Source organism: Pseudomonas sp. LF-5, assembly GCF_037626295.1.
Taxonomy (GTDB): domain Bacteria; phylum Pseudomonadota; class Gammaproteobacteria; order Pseudomonadales; family Pseudomonadaceae; genus Aquipseudomonas; species Aquipseudomonas monsensis.
Map to the genome: position 1 here is coordinate 380,696 of NZ_JARKMT010000003.1, position 15,342 is coordinate 396,037.

At 61.7% G+C, this 15,342-nt stretch carries 17 protein-coding genes and 1 pseudogene; 8 read left to right on the forward strand and 10 right to left on the reverse strand.

The features are described from left to right. Positions 1 to 89: 89 nt before the first annotated feature. The 6 genes from PseuLF5_RS13750 to lptM are packed head-to-tail and all read right to left on the reverse strand — an operon-like array spanning position 90 to position 4,696. Positions 90 to 794: an HAD family hydrolase gene (locus PseuLF5_RS13750; RefSeq protein ID WP_123469798.1), complete on the reverse strand. Its 705-nt coding sequence runs from the start codon at positions 792 to 794 to the stop codon at positions 90 to 92. Next, positions 791 to 1,690, reverse strand: a complete 900-nt coding sequence (gene xerC, locus PseuLF5_RS13755) for a tyrosine recombinase XerC (protein ID WP_186744026.1) — start codon at positions 1,688 to 1,690, stop codon at positions 791 to 793. Before xerC ends, PseuLF5_RS13750 begins: the two co-directional genes overlap by 4 nt. 2 nt (positions 1,691 to 1,692) lie before the next feature. Beyond that, positions 1,693 to 2,418 (reverse strand): DUF484 family protein, encoded by a 726-nt coding sequence (locus PseuLF5_RS13760; protein WP_123469796.1) that lies wholly within the window; start codon positions 2,416 to 2,418, stop codon positions 1,693 to 1,695. Between the two features lie 13 nt (positions 2,419 to 2,431). After that, positions 2,432 to 3,262, reverse strand: a complete 831-nt coding sequence (gene dapF / locus PseuLF5_RS13765) for a diaminopimelate epimerase (RefSeq protein ID WP_007911094.1) — start codon at positions 3,260 to 3,262, stop codon at positions 2,432 to 2,434. A gap of 3 nt (positions 3,263 to 3,265) precedes the next feature. After that, positions 3,266 to 4,513 (reverse strand): diaminopimelate decarboxylase, encoded by a 1,248-nt coding sequence (gene lysA, locus PseuLF5_RS13770; protein WP_123469793.1) that lies wholly within the window; start codon positions 4,511 to 4,513, stop codon positions 3,266 to 3,268. A 9-nt stretch (positions 4,514 to 4,522) separates the two neighbouring features. Then, the gene (gene lptM, locus PseuLF5_RS13775) at positions 4,523 to 4,696 is read right to left on the reverse strand and encodes an LPS translocon maturation chaperone LptM (RefSeq protein WP_123469791.1); all 174 of its coding nucleotides are present in this window, start codon (positions 4,694 to 4,696) and stop codon (positions 4,523 to 4,525) included. Positions 4,697 to 5,021: 325 nt separating this feature from the next. Between lptM and cyaY the strand changes: the two genes are divergently transcribed. From cyaY to rnk, 3 genes are all read left to right on the forward strand, one after another. Then, positions 5,022 to 5,354 carry an iron donor protein CyaY gene (gene cyaY / locus PseuLF5_RS13780; RefSeq protein ID WP_123454569.1) on the forward strand — a complete coding sequence of 111 codons (333 nt, stop codon included), beginning with the start codon at positions 5,022 to 5,024 and terminating at the stop codon, positions 5,352 to 5,354. Positions 5,355 to 5,358: 4 nt separating this feature from the next. Then, a complete protein-coding gene (locus tag PseuLF5_RS13785; RefSeq protein ID WP_123469790.1) occupies positions 5,359 to 5,577 on the forward strand; it encodes a DUF1289 domain-containing protein in 219 nt (72 codons plus the stop codon). A gap of 166 nt (positions 5,578 to 5,743) precedes the next feature. After that, a complete protein-coding gene (gene rnk / locus PseuLF5_RS13790; RefSeq protein WP_123469788.1) occupies positions 5,744 to 6,154 on the forward strand; it encodes a nucleoside diphosphate kinase regulator in 411 nt (136 codons plus the stop codon). A gap of 7 nt (positions 6,155 to 6,161) precedes the next feature. Here rnk and PseuLF5_RS13795 read toward each other — a convergent pair whose 3' ends face one another. The 3 genes from PseuLF5_RS13795 to PseuLF5_RS13805 form a co-directional block, all read right to left on the reverse strand. Further along, on the reverse strand, positions 6,162 to 9,005 hold the full coding sequence (locus PseuLF5_RS13795) for a class I adenylate cyclase (protein WP_340133776.1): 2,844 nt from the start codon (positions 9,003 to 9,005) through the stop codon (positions 6,162 to 6,164). A 184-nt stretch (positions 9,006 to 9,189) separates the two neighbouring features. Further along, positions 9,190 to 9,435: a TIGR02647 family protein gene (locus tag PseuLF5_RS13800; protein WP_039757399.1), complete on the reverse strand. Its 246-nt coding sequence runs from the start codon at positions 9,433 to 9,435 to the stop codon at positions 9,190 to 9,192. 260 nt (positions 9,436 to 9,695) lie between these two features. Continuing rightward, the gene (locus tag PseuLF5_RS13805) at positions 9,696 to 9,983 is read right to left on the reverse strand and encodes a hypothetical protein (protein ID WP_123469784.1); all 288 of its coding nucleotides are present in this window, start codon (positions 9,981 to 9,983) and stop codon (positions 9,696 to 9,698) included. Positions 9,984 to 10,106: 123 nt separating this feature from the next. Between PseuLF5_RS13805 and PseuLF5_RS13810 the strand changes: the two genes are divergently transcribed. After that, positions 10,107 to 10,766 (forward strand): glutathione S-transferase family protein, encoded by a 660-nt coding sequence (locus tag PseuLF5_RS13810; protein WP_123469782.1) that lies wholly within the window; start codon positions 10,107 to 10,109, stop codon positions 10,764 to 10,766. A 119-nt stretch (positions 10,767 to 10,885) separates the two neighbouring features. On the opposite strand, the gene argH is transcribed toward PseuLF5_RS13810, so the two are convergent. Continuing rightward, entirely contained in the window at positions 10,886 to 12,280 is a 1,395-nt protein-coding gene (gene argH / locus PseuLF5_RS13815) for an argininosuccinate lyase (protein WP_336347542.1), read from the reverse strand. A gap of 330 nt (positions 12,281 to 12,610) precedes the next feature. Between argH and PseuLF5_RS28180 the strand changes: the two are divergent. The 4 genes and pseudogenes from PseuLF5_RS28180 to PseuLF5_RS13830 form a co-directional block, all read left to right on the forward strand. Further along, a pseudogene (locus PseuLF5_RS28180) lies at positions 12,611 to 12,751 on the forward strand (sensor histidine kinase); the annotation flags it as partial. After that, positions 12,748 to 13,494: a LytR/AlgR family response regulator transcription factor gene (locus PseuLF5_RS13820; RefSeq protein WP_123469778.1), complete on the forward strand. Its 747-nt coding sequence runs from the start codon at positions 12,748 to 12,750 to the stop codon at positions 13,492 to 13,494. The pseudogene PseuLF5_RS28180 and the gene PseuLF5_RS13820, both read left to right, overlap by 4 nt. 138 nt (positions 13,495 to 13,632) lie before the next feature. After that, positions 13,633 to 14,574 carry a hydroxymethylbilane synthase gene (gene hemC / locus PseuLF5_RS13825; protein ID WP_186744033.1) on the forward strand — a complete coding sequence of 314 codons (942 nt, stop codon included), beginning with the start codon at positions 13,633 to 13,635 and terminating at the stop codon, positions 14,572 to 14,574. Continuing rightward, positions 14,571 to 15,338: a uroporphyrinogen-III synthase gene (locus tag PseuLF5_RS13830; protein WP_340133778.1), complete on the forward strand. Its 768-nt coding sequence runs from the start codon at positions 14,571 to 14,573 to the stop codon at positions 15,336 to 15,338. The genes hemC and PseuLF5_RS13830 overlap by 4 nt, the downstream gene beginning before the upstream one ends. Positions 15,339 to 15,342 lie beyond the last annotated feature (4 nt).

A 15,342-nucleotide genomic window follows, 5' to 3' on the forward strand; every position in this document is an offset into this window, starting at 1 on the left:
AAAAAGCCCGCCGTCGCTGCGGGCTTTTTCATGTCTGGAATAAACAGGGACGCCCTATAAGAGAGGCCTGTGTGGCGAGGGGATTTTTGTCAGGCCTTGGCATTCCAGCGTGCGAGAACGGCTGGCAGGTCAGTCAGGCTGCGGATCTCGGCATCCGGCAAACGATCGGCTTCCCAGACCTTGCCCGCCGGGTTGTACCAGATCGCGCGCATGCCCGCTTGCTGCGCCCCGGCGATGTCATCGCCCGGATGATCGCCAATGTGCACCGCCACGTCAGCGCTCACGCCGCCGCGCTGCAAGGCCTCGTGGAACAGCCGCGCATCCGGTTTGGCGATGCCGATGTCTTCGGCGCACAACGCAAACTTGAAGTAGTCCGCCAGCCCCAGCCGACGCACATCGGCATTGCCATTGGTGACCACGCCAAGCGCGTAGTGGTTGGCGAGGATTTCCAGGGTCGGTTCGACTTCGGGAAACACCGTGATCTGGTGCCGCGCATGCAGGAACACTTCAAAGCTCTTGTCCGCCAGATCGGAAGCTTCGCCATGGGCGTAACCCGCGTCCTCCAGCGCATGGAACAACACCCGCCGACGCAATGCGCTGATGCGGTGTTTGAGTCCCGGCTCATTAGCCAGCACCCGCTCGCGAATCGCCCACAGATGCTCCACCGGCACCGTGCCCAGATTCGGTGCGTGTTCGCTCAGCCACTCGCGCAATACCGCTTCGGCGCTGACGATCACCGGGGCGGTGTCCCACAGAGTGTCGTCGAGGTCGAAGGTGATCAACTGGATGTTCATGAATCGTCGCCTTTGCTGCGTTTGGCCCGTGGGTGGGCGCTGTCGTAGACCGCCGCCAGGTGCTGGAAGTCCAGGTGGGTGTAGATCTGCGTGGTCTTGATGTCCGAGTGGCCGAGCAGTTCCTGCACCGCGCGCAGGTCCTGCGAGGATTCCAGCAAGTGGCTGGCGAAGGAGTGCCGCAGCATGTGCGGGTGCAGGTTCTGCCCCAGTTCGCGCTCGCCGGCCAGTTTGACCCGCACCTGAATCGCCCGCGGGCCGAGGCGCCGGCCTTGCTGGCTGACGAATACGGCGTCGTCGGCCGGGTTGGTCATGGCCCGCAACGGTAGCCATTGTTCCAGCGCTTCGCGGGCCTTTTTGCCGATCGGCAGGAGGCGGGTCTTGCTGCCCTTGCCGAGCACCTGAACCATGCCGTCGGCGAGGTCGAGTTGATCGAGGTTGAGTCCGGTCAGTTCGGACAGGCGCAGGCCGGAGGAATAGAACAGCTCAAGAATGGCTTGATCGCGGCGGGCGAGAAAATCATCCTCGACCGCACCTTCCAGTAGCTGCAACGCACGGTCGGTATCGAGGGTTTTCGGCAGCCGCCGTTCGCCTTTTGGTGGCGCCAGACCTGTCGCCGGGTCGTGGTCGCAGAGGCCTTCGCGATTGAGATAGTGATAGAGCCCGCGCACTGCCGAGAGCAGGCGGGCGAGGCTGCGTGAGGACTGGCCCTGGGCATGCAGGCGGGCGATCAGGCTGCGCAGGCGCTGGATATCCAGTGCGGCCCAACTGCCGACGTTCTGCTTGATGCACCAGCCGAGGACTTTATCGAGGTCGCGGCGGTAGGCCGACAGGGTGTGCGGTGACACCTGTCGCTCACTGCGCAGGTGTTCGCAGTAAGCGTCCAGTTGTCGTTCCATGTTCAGCGTACCGAGCGCAGGGAGCTATTGACCCGTGGCAGCACGCGGCCCATGACTTCGGCGATGTAGCTGAGGAACAGCGTGCCGACCGAACTCTTGTAGTGCTGCGGATCGCGGCTGGCGATCGCCAGAATACCGTGGATACCTTGATGGCTGATGGCAACGACGGCGGTGGAGCCGATTTGCTTGCGCTGCTCCTCGCCGAACAGGAAGTCCAGCTCATGTTCACGCAAGGTGCCGCTGACGCTTTTGCCTTCGGTCAGCAGGCCGCCGATCGCGGTTTGCGCGTCGGCGTGGGTGACCCAGCGGCCGACCGGTGCCGGGTTGTCACCCAGCAGGATCAGGCTGACAAAAGGCACCTGGAAGTCCTGGCGCAGGCTGTCTTCAACGCTGATCACCACGTCTTCGAGGCTGGCCGCATCCATCAGGGACAGGATCAGGCGGCGGGTCTTGTCGAACAGGCGATCGTTGTCGCGGGCCACGTCCATCAACTGCGAGAGGCGATGACGCATCTCGATGTTGCGGTCGCGCAGAATGGTCATCTGCCTTTCGACCAGCGATACGGTGTCACCGCGTCGGTGGGGAATGCGCATTGCCGGCAGCAGTTCTTCGTGCTCGACGAAGAAGTCCGGATGAGCCTCCAGGTACGCGGCAACCGCTGCCGCCTCCAGGCTCTCGGACGCTGATTCGTCGGACTGTCGGGCGGGTACCTGAGGCTTATCGGTCATGGCTTCTGCTCACTCAAAGACGCACTTGTCCTTCGTATACACGCACTGCCGGACCGGTCATCAGCACCGGTTGGCCAGGGCCTGCCCATTCAATGGACAGACGCCCGCCGGGCAGGTCGATCAACAGCGGCGAATCCATCCACCCCTGACTGATTGCCGCGACAGCCGCAGCGCAAGCGCCAGTACCACAGGCCTGGGTTTCCCCGGCGCCGCGTTCCCAGACGCGCAGTTGCGCACGGTTGCGGTCGATGACCTGGAGGAAACCGACATTGACCCGCGCCGGGAAGCGCGGATGGTGTTCGATTTTCGGTCCCAGCTCATGCACCGGTGCACTGTTGATGTCCTGCACACGCAGCACGGCATGGGGGTTGCCCATCGACACGGCGGCCAGTTCGACCGTGGTGCCGTCGACTTCCAGCTGATAGCTGGTCGCCTGCGCTGGCGCTTCGAACGGAATGTCTGCCGGCACCAGGCGCGGCGCGCCCATGTTGACGCCGATCTGGCCGTCGTTACGCACGTCCAGTTCGATGATGCCACCCTTGGTCTCGACGCGGATCTGCCGTTTCGCCGTCAGACGCTTGTCCAGCACGAAGCGCGCGAAGCAGCGTGCACCGTTGCCGCACTGTTCCACTTCCGAGCCATCGGAGTTGAAAATCCGGTAACGGAAATCCACGTCCGGGTTGCTCGGCGCTTCAACAATCAGCAACTGGTCGAAACCGATACCGGTGTGCCGGTCGCCCCATTGCTTGGCGTGCTTGGGCTGAATATGCGCGTGCTGGCTGACCAGGTCGAGAACCATGAAATCATTGCCCAGGCCATGCATTTTGGTAAAACGCAGCAGCATGGGTTACTCCGGCAGCAGGCTTTCGCCGGCAAACAGCTCGGCCACAGTTTCGCGGCGGCGCACTTCAAAAACCTGATCACCGTCTACCAGCACCTCGGCAGCACGGCCGCGGGTGTTGTAGTTGGAACTCATCACGAAACCGTAGGCACCGGCGGAATGCACGGTCAGCAGGTCGCCTTCTTCCAGCGCCAGTTCACGGTCCTTGGCGAGGAAATCACCGGTTTCGCAGATCGGGCCGACAATGTCGTACTTGCGCGCGGCGGTATCACGCGGCTTGACCGCAGTGACGTCCATCCACGCCTGGTACAGCGCCGGGCGGATCAGGTCGTTCATCGCCGCGTCGACGATGGCGAAATCCTTGTGTTCGGTGTGCTTGAGGTACTCGACCTGGGTCAGCAGTACGCCGGCGTTGGCGACGATGAAGCGGCCCGGCTCGAACACCAGTCCCAGATCACGGCCGCTCAGACGCTCGCGCACAGCCTTGATGTAGTCGCCGGCCAATGGCGGCTCTTCATCGCGATAACGCACGCCCAAACCGCCACCGAGATCAATGTGGCGCAGGTGGATGCCGCAATCGCCGAGACGATCGACCAGATCCAGCAGGCGGTCGAGGGCATCGAGGAACGGTGGCAGGGTGGTCAGTTGCGAACCGATGTGGCAATCGACGCCGATCACTTCCAGGTTTGGCAGGTGCGCAGCGCGCACGTACACGTCTTCGGCGTCGGCAATGGCGATGCCGAACTTGTTCTCTTTGAGACCGGTGGAAATGTACGGGTGGGTGCCGGCATCGACGTCCGGGTTCACACGCAACGAAACCGGGGCGCGAACGCCGAGCTCGGCGGCGACCACTTGCAGGCGTTCCAGCTCGTCAGTGGATTCGACGTTGAAGCAGTGCACGCCGACTTCCAGCGCACGGCGCATGTCGTCACGGGTCTTGCCGACACCGGAGAAGACGATCTTGTCAGGGCTTCCACCTGCGGCGAGCACGCGTTCCAGTTCACCACGAGAGACGATGTCGAAACCGGCGCCGAGACGGGCCAGGACATTCAGAACGCCGAGGTTGGAGTTGGCTTTGACGGCAAAGCAAACCAGGTGCGGCATGCCGGCCAGCGCATCGGCGAAGGCCAGATACTGGGCTTCAATGTGTGCTCGCGAATAAACGTAGGTGGGCGTGCCGAAACGGTCGGCGATGGCGGACAGAGCCACACCTTCCGCGAACAGCTCCCCGCCACGGTAATTAAAAGCGTCCATGGCGATCCCTTAGTAAACGTCGTGCTTGTGTGCTTTGGAAACCGGTTGCTTTTGCGAAGACTGGGCTTGTTCGGCCGGGTCCTGATCGTCATCCGGCAGGTACAGCGGGCCTTTTTGACCACAGGCCGAAACGAGGCAGGCAACCGCGACGAGCGCAGCAAGGGAAGAGATCAGGCGCTTCATGGCGAAATCCTTGAAAATGCGTTAATTGCGCCGGAGTATACCGGCCACCCGGCAGCTTGCCTATGCGAGGGGCTTCCCGTCCGGCGGGGCTCTCTGGATACCGGTTGGATACAGGTAATTCCTGTGGGAGCGAGCTTGCTCGCGAAGAGGCCGGTACATTCGATATGTTTGCTGGCTGACACACCGCTTTCGCGAGCAAGCTCGCTCCCACAGGGGCCAGTGCTGGATGGGAAACGGTGCTTGGTCGTTAATCTTTGCAATCGGCCGGCAGCGTCCGTATCTTTCGGCGCTTGAGCCTGATCAGACATTTTTTGAGGTTGCCACAATGAGTTTGTCCGAAGCCCGTTTCCACGATCTGGTCGATGCTACCCAGCAGACGCTGGAAGATATCTTTGATGACAGCGACCTGGATATCGACCTGGAAAGCTCGGCAGGTGTCTTGACCGTCAAGTTCGAAAACGGCTCGCAACTGATCTTCAGTCGTCAGGAGCCCCTGCGTCAGTTGTGGCTGGCAGCGGTGTCCGGTGGTTTCCACTTCGACTACGACGAAGAGAGCGAGCGCTGGATGTGCGACAAGAGCGAAGAGCAGTTGGGCGAGATGCTCGAGCGCATCGTCAAGCAGCAGGCTGGCGCTGAATTCGACTTCGAAGGTCTGTGATTCCGTGACTGACACTGCTCCTGTTCGTCCGCCCAAACCGCTCTACAGCAACATCAGCCCGGCAGTGCCTTCGCCGTGCAGCGGTGTGTGCCGGCTTGATGAACAGAAGGTTTGTCTCGGCTGCTTCCGCCATGTCGAGGATATTCGCGAATGGCGCTCGGCGGATGATCAGCGCCGTCGGGTCATCTGCCAGCAGGCTGCCGCACGAAAATCCCTGAGTTGATTCGCTACAGGGGTTCTTGCCGGATCAAAATCGGGTGACTTGTATATTTTTTGAGCTGTGATAGTGTCCGGACACGCCTCAACCCATCGAGGCCTGGTGAAAACCCCGTCTTTTTTGGCGGGGTTTTGCTTTTTTTGTGTGCAGAAGAAAGGAGTCTGCCCGGATCATGACCGCACCTTCCATCACCCTTACCCGTCTGGACGTGCAACGTCTGGAGCGCCTGATCGACAGCCTGGATGACACGCTGCCGGGCGTGATCGCGCTGCAAACCGAACTGGACCGCGCCGATACCGTGGTCGGCCACGAAGAAGTGCCCGCCGATGTCGTGACGATGAATTCCCGCGTGCATTGCCGCGAAGAAGGCAGTGGCAAGGACTATCACCTGACGCTGGTCTATCCCAAGGATGCCAACGCCGACGAAGGCAAGATCTCGATTCTGGCACCGGTCGGCAGCGCGCTGCTGGGCCTGAAGGTCGGTCAGCACATCGACTGGCCGGCTCCCGGCGGCAAGACCCTGAAACTGACCTTGCTGGAAGTCGAATCGCAGCCGGCCAACGGCGGTGATTTCCGCGAATGACCCCGCCTCAGACCTGTTCGAGCGCCTCGTTCAGGGCGCGCTCCAGGTCGGCCTTGTAGCGCAGATACAAATTGCTTGAACTCTGCGCATCACCGAGCAGGCCTGACAGGTCCAGGTCGGTGATGTAGCAGCGATAGCGTTCGCTCTCGCGGCGCTGCTCGACGATCTCCCGGGCGACCACGCTGAACAGCTGGTCGCCATGTTCCAGCTCGCTGAATTCCCGTTGATTGCAATACAAAGTGACCTGCACTTCCCCCGGTGCGGCTTTGCCGACAATCGCCTGCACGTCGTAGAACGGCTTGTTGACCGGCGTTTGCGGTGCTGGTCGTGGTTCGACGCGGCGGGCTTTTCCCGGGCCTGACGGCAATAACTGGTAATACAAAGTGTCGAGGCTGGCCGAAGGCGCGGCGTCCATCGGCAGCAAGGCTTCGCGCCGGTACTGGATCGACTGCAGGAAGCGCTGTAATGGCACCAGCAGGCTCTGTTCGTCGTGATACGGCAGATACTGTTGCCACAGGGCGTTGAATTCATCCAGCACGTACAGCTCGGCCTGCTGTTCGCTGATCCGGTAGAACACCTGAATGCAATCCGGCTGGCCCATTGGCAGGATCAGGGCGAGGTCGTGATCCTCCAGCGCCATCGGGTCCAGGTGCAGCGGGCTGTAGCGCGGTTGTTCTTCGCCGAGGTACTCCAGCAACGCTGGCAGGGTGGCGAGGGCGACGTGGTTGACCTGGCCCGGGACCAATTCGAGTACGTGATAGTGCTGTTGCACCTGAATCAGGTAGCGATGATTCAACTCACTGAGCAGCAGGTTTTGCGCGGTATCGACTATCTCTTCAACGCGACGGGCGATGAATTGTGCGCGGTTGTGGCAGAAGCAGCGCACTTTCAACGACGGCTGCAGCGGCCCGCGCGGCAGGTTGTTGAGGTAGTCGCGCAGGCAGTCGAGCAGGGCGTGCGGGCCGTCGAAGCGGTTGACCAGCACTTCGTTCCAGCTGTTGAGCGTGACCTGATCCAGGGTCAGCACGAGGTTTTCCCGGACCCCGGCGTAGCTCAGCGAGTCGGTGCGCTCGGTGGTCATCAGAATATTCAGGTCGCGGTGATGCTTGAGCGGATCGACGCCGACGTTGACCAGAATCAGCACTTCGCTCGGCACGGCCGCACGCAGCAACGGTGCTTCAGCCACCGTGGGCAAGGGCAGGGCGATGCACTGTTGCAGGCTGCCGAGCAGGTTGAATAGCTCGAACTCGCTCAGGTCGCTGCTGCCGGGATGCAGGGCCAGCCGGGTGCTGCTGTCGATCACGCCGTTGCGGTGGCACCAGGTCAGCAGTTCGAGCAATTCGCGGCTGCGCTTGATCGGCGCGAAGTGCTCCCATTCCAGTGCGGTGAGGCTGCCGTTGTACAGGCCCCATTGGGCTTGCCCCGGTTCTTTCTTGTTGCGTGACTGCACCAGGGTCAGGGTGTCTTCGGCCAGATCCGGAGCGATCCCGGGGTTGATGAACTCGACCTTGTCGGCCTTGCGCTCGAACGCGGCGTAGAGGCGGCGGCCGAGGACGTTGAGATCGCGTTTGTTGATCAGGCTGACGGTCTGCTCGGTGCGGGCAAACTGGGTCAGGAAGCGATAGCTGTAATTCAGTTCGTTGACCAGGGCACGGCGTTCGGCGCTGACCTGGCGGACTTTCCACTGGCTGCGGCTGTCGAGCAGCGCCAGTTGACGCTGATCCCAATGCCATTCGCTGGCCAGCCGTTCAAGCAGGGCGCGTTGCCAGCCCTGGCTGCGGCTGTTGCCGGTGAGCTTGCGGTTGACCTTGAGGTACAGCGCGCGGCGCACCAGTTCCAGACGCTCCGGTTCGTTGCGCGCGGTGAGGTATTCCTCGATACGCCGGTACACGACCATGTACGGGTCCAGCTCGTCCAGATCCAGCTGGTTGGCGAACACCGCTTTTTTGAAGCGCAGGCTCAGGCACTGCACACGGGGGTGTTCGCTGGCATAAACCTCGGTCAGCAACAGTTTGAGCACCGACTTGTACGGTGACTCGATGCCCTTGAACAGCTGCCACAGCCCGGCGCCAATGAACTCGCCCGGCGGAATCGCCGCCAGGTGACCGAGGTCGAGGGTTTCGTCGGCACGGATAAAACGCTTGGACAACAACGTGTCGGTGTAAAGGTTGTAGGCGCCTTCCTCGTAAACCGGCACCAGCCACCAGATCGGTGTGCGCCCGGCCAACCAGATCGCGGTGCGATAAAACTCGTCCAGCAGCAGGTAATGCTGAGTGCTGCCGCAGTTCTCGGAACTCAGTTGGGTGTCGCGTTCGCCTTTGACGAAGCGCACCGGGTCAATCAGGAAGAAATGCGCTTCGGCGCCCTGGCTCGCGGCCCAGGTTTCCAGGAGCTGACATTTTTTGCTCAGCTCGGCCAATTCGCTTTCGCTCAGGTCCGGCGCGTGGCAGACCCACACGTCCATGTCGCTCTGATCGGCCTGGGCCAGCGTGCCCAGGCTGCCCATCAGGAACAGCCCGTGAATCGGCCGTGGCGGGTTGCTGCCGTGGCGCGGCTTGTAGGAGAACGAGCGGGTCAGGCGCTGGGCTTCGGCGAGGGTAGTGGCGTCCGGTTCGTAGTTGGACAGGCCCGCCGGGGTACTGCCGGATACATAGCCGGGCAGCAGCGGATGATTGACGTGGAAGAACAGCGGCAACAGCGTCAGTACGCCTTGCTGGCGCGTCGACAGACCCTCCAGTGCGCGACTCAGGCGACCTGCATTGAGTTTGAGAAAGCGCGCACGCAGTTGGCTGAGCACCTTGCGGTCGATGCCTTCGTCCAGATCGGGGCGGATTTCATGGGTGCGCGTCATGTCAGCTCAAACCGGCTCGCAGGCTCGGACGAAGAGGGTCTCGGAATGGGAGGCAGTTTAGCCTCTGCGCAGCGGGACTTTTAAGCTGAATTTGTTTTTTTGACGTCAGATTTTTAGCGTGGGGTGATCAAGCGAGCCCGCGGAAATCCCGTGGCAGGAGTTCCCGTGGGCAAAGACGGGAAAATCAGGCGGTTTCCTGCTCTCTCAAAATGGTCAGTACGGTCTGCACATTTTGCGCGGCATCACGACCCAGGCTGGTCAGGTAGCCGCCATCGGGCTGGTCGGTGAGTTCTTTTTCAAAGAGGCGTTGTGCAGCAGCGATGTGTTTCGGGGCAGCGGTCTGATGAATTTTCAAACCTTCCTGGGAACTGTCCAGGTTGAAGAGTGCGAGGACTTCCAGTTCGGCAACCAGCTCAGGGGTAAGCGACATAAGGACTCCAGACTTTCTAGTAATTGGACGACAGCGCCCCTAAGGTGAACCCGCTTTTGCGGCATGTCCAGTGCTCAGATCAGGGATTTTGTCTTGAGGCGGATTCCAGTGTAGTCGGGGCCCGGAAGTTGGCTGGCTGGATACGTTACAAACATTGTAGGCCTTCGCCTGCTCGCGATAGAGGAGTGCCTGTCAGCATATTCTTCACTGACATCACAGAACGCTATCGTGAGCAGGCTCAGTCCTGCACGAACGGGGGCTTACTGCTTTTCGGGCGGCAGCTCTGGCAATGCGCGCAGCGCCGCTTCGTACCATTCGGTATCGAAGGCACGGTCTTCATCGAGCATGGCGTCGATTTCATAGGCCAGCACGTGCGCCATCAGGTTGAGGATCTTATCGCGCTCGAAACCCACCAGTGTCAGCTTGTTGAAGGTCGCTTTGGCCGCTGGCGGGTTGTCGTTTTCAATCTGATTTTCGATCGCTTCAATCAACGTGTTCTCGGCGAACTCTTCTTCGTCGTCAATCTCGATGTCTGTCGGCTCGCTCATGGCAGGCTCCTCAAGGAAAGGCGCCAGTTTACCTGCATTCAGCGAGGTGATGCTGCTGGCAGGATCGCGTCCGGCGATCTATAAACATGGACTGCCCACCCCGCACGGCCCGGAGGCTATGTGATGCTCAAGCTCTACGGATTCTCTGTCAGCAATTATTACAACATGGTCAAACTGGCGCTGCTGGAAAAAGGCCTGCCGTTTGAAGAAGTCACGTTCTACCCGACGCCAACGCCGCAATCGCTGGCCATCAGCCCGCGCGGCAAAGTCCCGGTGCTGGGCGTTGATGCCGGTTATATCAATGAAACCGGCATCATCCTCGAATACCTGGAACAGACCCAGAAGGGCACACCGCTGTTGCCGAGTGACCCGTTTGCGCGAGCGCAGGTGCTGGCGATTGCCAAGGAGATCGAGCTCTATATCGAGTTGCCGGGTCGCGCCTGTTACGGCGAAGCGTTCTTTGGCTCGCCGGTGCCGGAGGCGATCAAGGAGAAAACCAAAGCCGAATTGCTGCTGGGTTTTGCGGCGCTGGGGCGTCACGGCAAGTTCGCCCCGTATGTGGCGGGCGACAGTCTGAGCATCGCGGATCTGTATTTCCTCTACAGCGTGCCGCTGGCGTGCGCGGTCGGGCAGAAGCTGTTCGGGATCGATTTGCTGGCCGAGATGCCGAAGGCCAAGGTGCTGCTGGAGCGGCTTGAGCAGAGTCCGCATGTGCAGAAGATTGCGGCGGACAAAGAGGCTGCGATGCCGGCGTTTTTGGCGATGATCGCGGCGAAGAAGTAGATTTTTTAGCGTTCTGGAGTCAGTCATCGCGGGCAGGCACGCTCCCACAGGATTTCGCGCTGAAACACCCTTGTGTGTTCGACGCAGAACGTGTGGGAGCGGGCTTGCCCGCGATGCTTTTAGCGGCTGGCGATCAACGCCTGACCGCGAGCTGCGGCAGCCTTGACCTGCGCCGGCGCGGTCCCGCCGATGTGGTCACGGGCATTCACCGAGCCTTCCAGGGTCAGTACGGCGAACACGTCCTGCTCGATCTGGTCGCTGAACTGACGCAGTTCTTCCAGGCTCATCTCGGCCAGATCCTTGCCAGTGTCGACGCCGTACTTCACCGCGTGACCGACGATTTCGTGGCAATCACGGAACGGCAGGCCACGGCGCACCAGGTAGTCCGCGAGGTCGGTCGCGGTGGAGAATCCGCGCAGCGCCGCTTCACGCATGATCGCGTGCTTCGGCTTGATTGCCGGGATCATGTCGGCGAAGGCACGCAGCGAGTCGCGCAGGGTATCGGCGGCGTCGAACAGCGGTTCCTTGTCTTCCTGGTTGTCCTTGTTGTAGGCCAGTGGCTGGCCTTTCATCAGGGTCAGCAGGCCCATCAGTGCGCCAAACACGCGACCGGTCTTGCCACGTACCAGCTCCGGCACGTCAGGGTTTTTCTTTTGCGGCATGATCGAGCTGCCGGTGCAGAAACGGTCCGGCAGATCAATGAACTGGAACTGCGCGCTGGTCCACAGCACCAGCTCTTCGGAGAAGCGCGACAGGTGCATCATCGCGATGCTCGCGGCCGAGCAGAATTCGATGGCGAAATCTCGATCGGACACGTTGTCCAGCGAGTTGCCGCCTACGGCATCGAAGCCGAGCAGTTGCGCGGTGTATTCGCGGTCGATCGGGTAGGTGGTGCCGGCCAGTGCAGCGCTGCCCAGGGGCATGCGGTTAGTGCGCTTGCGGCAGTCGACCAGGCGCTCGTAGTCGCGGCTGAGCATTTCGAACCACGCCAGCATGTGGTGGCCGAAGGTCACCGGCTGCGCGGTCTGCAGGTGGGTGAAGCCCGGCATGATGCTCGCGGCTTCGCGCTCGGCTTGTTCCAGCAGGCCTTTTTGCAGGCGGGTGATTTCGGCGAGGATCAGGTCGATCTCGTCACGCAGCCACAGGCGGATGTCGGTCGCGACCTGGTCGTTGCGGCTGCGGCCGGTGTGCAGTTTTTTGCCGGTGATGCCGATGCGGTCGGTCAGGCGGGCTTCGATGTTCATGTGCACGTCTTCGAGGTCGACGCGCCAGTCGAACTGGCCGGCCTCGATTTCGCCCTGAATGGTCTTCAGGCCATCAATGATGCTGTCGCGCTCGGCATCGGTCAGCACGCCGACCTTGGCCAGCATGGTGGCGTGGGCGATCGAGCCCATGATGTCGTGGCGATACAGGCGCTGGTCGAAAGTGACGGAGGCGGTGAAGCGGGCGACGAAGGCGTCGACGGGTTCACTGAAGCGGCCGCCCCAGGACTGATTGGTCTTGTCAGTGCTCATGAATTCGCTCGTATCGGCTTGAAGAAAAGTGGCGTGAAACGCTGGCGCGGATAATAACAGGGTTGCCAATCCTGTCGCTGACACTGGTCGATACGTTTTTTTCTCATCGCGTCAGCCATAGTGGCCGCTGGTGCCGGGGGATTTGCGCAAGGATATTTTTCGATTGAGCAATATCGGCCCGGCGAGCGTCTACAGTTGGACATAAGGGTCGGTGAGCGCGGATTGTGCAAAGGTCCGGTCGCCGACTATAAGAAGTGGGGGTGGGTTATGTCCTTGGACAAAACCCGTGAGAAACGCGGGAAACAGCGGGCTTCGAGCAGTACGACCCGGACACTGGCAAATATTGCTGGCCGACGTACGGCACTTTTTGGCGCTCGGGCTAGTCTTAGCGTGGATCGCGGTGACGGACGTCACTCCACCTGTCTACGCTATCCTTGTGCGAGACTCACGCAGGAATCCAGCGCAATATGAATGTCCTGATCGTTGATGACGAACCACTGGCTCGCGAGCGCCTCAGCCGAATGGTGAGTGAGCTCGAGGGTTACACAGTCCTGGAGCCCAGCGCCACGAATGGCGAGGAGGCGTTGGCGCTGATCGACAGCCACAAGCCGGATATCGTGCTGCTCGATATCCGCATGCCTGGCCTGGATGGCCTGCAGGTCGCTGCCCGTCTGTGCGAACGAGAAACGCCGCCCGCCGTGGTGTTTTGCACCAGCCCCGATGAATTTGCCGTGGAAGCCCTGCAGGCCAGCGCCGTGGGCTATGTGGTGAAACCCGTGCGAACCGAACATCTGCATGACGCCCTGAAACGGGCTGAACGTCCCAACCGGGCCCAGCTCTCGGCCCTGACCCGTCCCGCTGCCGAAAGCGGCAACGGCCCGCGCAGTCACATCAGCGCCCGTACTCGCAAAGGGATTGAACTGATCCCGCTTGATCAGGTGGTCTACTTCATTGCCGACCACAAATACGTGACCCTGCGTCACGAGGCCGGCGAAGTGTTGCTGGACGAACCACTCAAGGCGCTCGAAGACGAATTCGGTGAACGCTTCGTGCGTATCCACCGCAACGCACTGGTCGCCCGCGACCGCATCGAACGGCTGCAACGTACGCCGCTGGGGCATTTCCAGCTGTACCTCAAAGGCCTCAACGGTGATGCGCTGATCGTCAGCCGTCGGCACGTGGCCGGTGTGCGCAAGATGATGCAGGGCCTGTAACCCGATCGTTTCGGCGGGTTTCTGCTTTTCTTCACCGGGCATCGCAGGCCAGGGAGGCCACGTCGTTTCTGATTCAGGTCAAAGTGGATTTGGCTGAGCTGTTATTATCCGCCGTATCTATTCAGTACGGATTGATCCATGTCCTCTCGCGAAATCCGCATCGCCACCCGTAAAAGTGCGCTGGCCCTCTGGCAGGCCGAATACGTCAAAGCCCGTCTGGAGGCGGCCCATCCGGGCCTGCTGGTGACGCTGGTGCCCATGGTCAGTCGCGGCGACAAGCTGCTCGACTCGCCACTGTCGAAAATCGGCGGCAAAGGCCTGTTCGTCAAGGAACTGGAAACCGCGCTGCTGGAAAACGAAGCCGACATCGCCGTGCACTCGATGAAAGACGTGCCGATGGACTTCCCCGAAGGTCTGGGCCTGTTCTGCATCTGCGAGCGTGAAGACCCGCGCGATGCCTTCGTATCCAATACCTTTCAAAGCCTCGATGCGCTGCCTGCCGGCGCCATCGTCGGCACCTCCAGCCTGCGTCGTCAGGCCCAGTTGCTGACGCGCCGCCCGGATCTCGAGATCCGCTTCCTGCGCGGTAACGTCAACACGCGCCTGGCCAAGCTCGATGCCGGAGAGTACGACGCGATCATCCTCGCGGCGGCCGGCCTGATCCGCCTCGGTTTCGAAGACCGCATCACCTCTGCCATTAGCGTCGACGACAGCCTGCCGGCCGGTGGTCAGGGCGCCGTCGGCATCGAATGCCGCAGCGCCGACACTGAAATTCATGCCCTGTTGGCACCGCTGCATCACGCCGATACGGCTGCGCGGGTCAGCGCTGAACGCGCCCTCAACAAACATCTGAATGGCGGCTGCCAGGTGCCGATCGCCTGCTACGCCGTGCTCGAGGGTGAGCAGTTGTGGCTGCGTGGTCTGGTCGGCGAGCCGAGCGGTGGCAAGCTGCTCAGCGCCGAAGCGCGGGCGCCGCGTGCCGATGCCGAGGCGCTGGGGGTGAAGGTCGCTGAGGACTTGCTCGGCCAGGGTGCCGACGACATCCTCAAAGCGGTGTATGGCGAGGCAGGTCACGAGTGACTGGTTGGCGACTGCTGCTGACGCGCCCCGCCGAAGATTGCGCGGCGCTCGCCGAGACGTTAGCAGGGCAGGGGGTTTTCAGCAGTTGCCTGCCGCTTCTGGACATCGTGCCGCTGCCGGTCTCTGACAAAATCCGTCAGGCGATTGCGCAGCTGTCGGGCTGCAGCGCGGTGATCGTGGTCAGCAAACCGGCAGCGCGCATTGCGGTCGACCTGCTCGATGCCGGTGGCCCGCCCTTGTTGGCGATGCCGTGGTTCAGCGTGGGCGCGGCGACCGCGCAGATTCTGCGCGACCGTGGCCTGGACGTGCACTGCCCGGACACTGGTGATGACAGCGAAGCGTTGCTGCAGTTGCCGCGTCTGCGCGAGGCGGTCAGCCAGTCCGGTGCGCGAGTGCTGATCCTGCGCGGCGAGGGCGGCCGCGAGTTGCTCGCCGAGCGTTTGCGCACGCTTGGTGCTAGTGTCGAGTATCTGGAATTGTATCGTCGTGAGCTGCCAGCCTATGCCGCGCAAGAATTGCCGCGGCGGATTGAAGCGGAACGCTTGAACGGGCTGGTGGTCAGCAGTGGACAGGGTTTCGAGCACCTGCGCCAGATGGCCGGCGATGCCTGGCCGGCGATAGCGCAGTTGCCGTTGTTTGTTCCAAGCCCAAGAGTCGCCGAGCTGGCACGTGCCGCCGGGGCCCAAACAGTTGTGGATTGCCGTGGCGCGAGTGCCGCGGCTTTGCTGACGGCGTTACGGGAGCATCCCGTGCCCGTTCTCTAATGCA

Excerpts from the sequence above, each read along its gene's own strand:
- PseuLF5_RS13795 (WP_340133776.1), bottom strand. The coding sequence starts at position 9,005 with ATGACGCGCACCCATGAAATCCGCCCCGATCTGGACGAAGGCATCGAC.
- xerC (WP_186744026.1), bottom strand. The coding sequence starts at position 1,690 with ATGGAACGACAACTGGACGCTTACTGCGAACACCTGCGCAGTGAGCGA.
- cyaY (WP_123454569.1), top strand. The coding sequence starts at position 5,022 with ATGAGTTTGTCCGAAGCCCGTTTCCACGATCTGGTCGATGCTACCCAG.
- PseuLF5_RS13760 (WP_123469796.1), bottom strand. The coding sequence starts at position 2,418 with ATGACCGATAAGCCTCAGGTACCCGCCCGACAGTCCGACGAATCAGCG.
- argH (WP_336347542.1), bottom strand. The coding sequence starts at position 12,280 with ATGAGCACTGACAAGACCAATCAGTCCTGGGGCGGCCGCTTCAGTGAA.
- hemC (WP_186744033.1), top strand. The coding sequence starts at position 13,633 with ATGTCCTCTCGCGAAATCCGCATCGCCACCCGTAAAAGTGCGCTGGCC.
- PseuLF5_RS13800 (WP_039757399.1), bottom strand. The coding sequence starts at position 9,435 with ATGTCGCTTACCCCTGAGCTGGTTGCCGAACTGGAAGTCCTCGCACTC.
- lptM (WP_123469791.1), bottom strand. The coding sequence starts at position 4,696 with ATGAAGCGCCTGATCTCTTCCCTTGCTGCGCTCGTCGCGGTTGCCTGC.
- lysA (WP_123469793.1), bottom strand. The coding sequence starts at position 4,513 with ATGGACGCTTTTAATTACCGTGGCGGGGAGCTGTTCGCGGAAGGTGTG.
- PseuLF5_RS13810 (WP_123469782.1), top strand. The coding sequence starts at position 10,107 with ATGCTCAAGCTCTACGGATTCTCTGTCAGCAATTATTACAACATGGTC.
- PseuLF5_RS13805 (WP_123469784.1), bottom strand. The coding sequence starts at position 9,983 with ATGAGCGAGCCGACAGACATCGAGATTGACGACGAAGAAGAGTTCGCC.
- dapF (WP_007911094.1), bottom strand. The coding sequence starts at position 3,262 with ATGCTGCTGCGTTTTACCAAAATGCATGGCCTGGGCAATGATTTCATG.
- PseuLF5_RS13750 (WP_123469798.1), bottom strand. The coding sequence starts at position 794 with ATGAACATCCAGTTGATCACCTTCGACCTCGACGACACTCTGTGGGAC.
- rnk (WP_123469788.1), top strand. The coding sequence starts at position 5,744 with ATGACCGCACCTTCCATCACCCTTACCCGTCTGGACGTGCAACGTCTG.
- PseuLF5_RS13820 (WP_123469778.1), top strand. The coding sequence starts at position 12,748 with ATGAATGTCCTGATCGTTGATGACGAACCACTGGCTCGCGAGCGCCTC.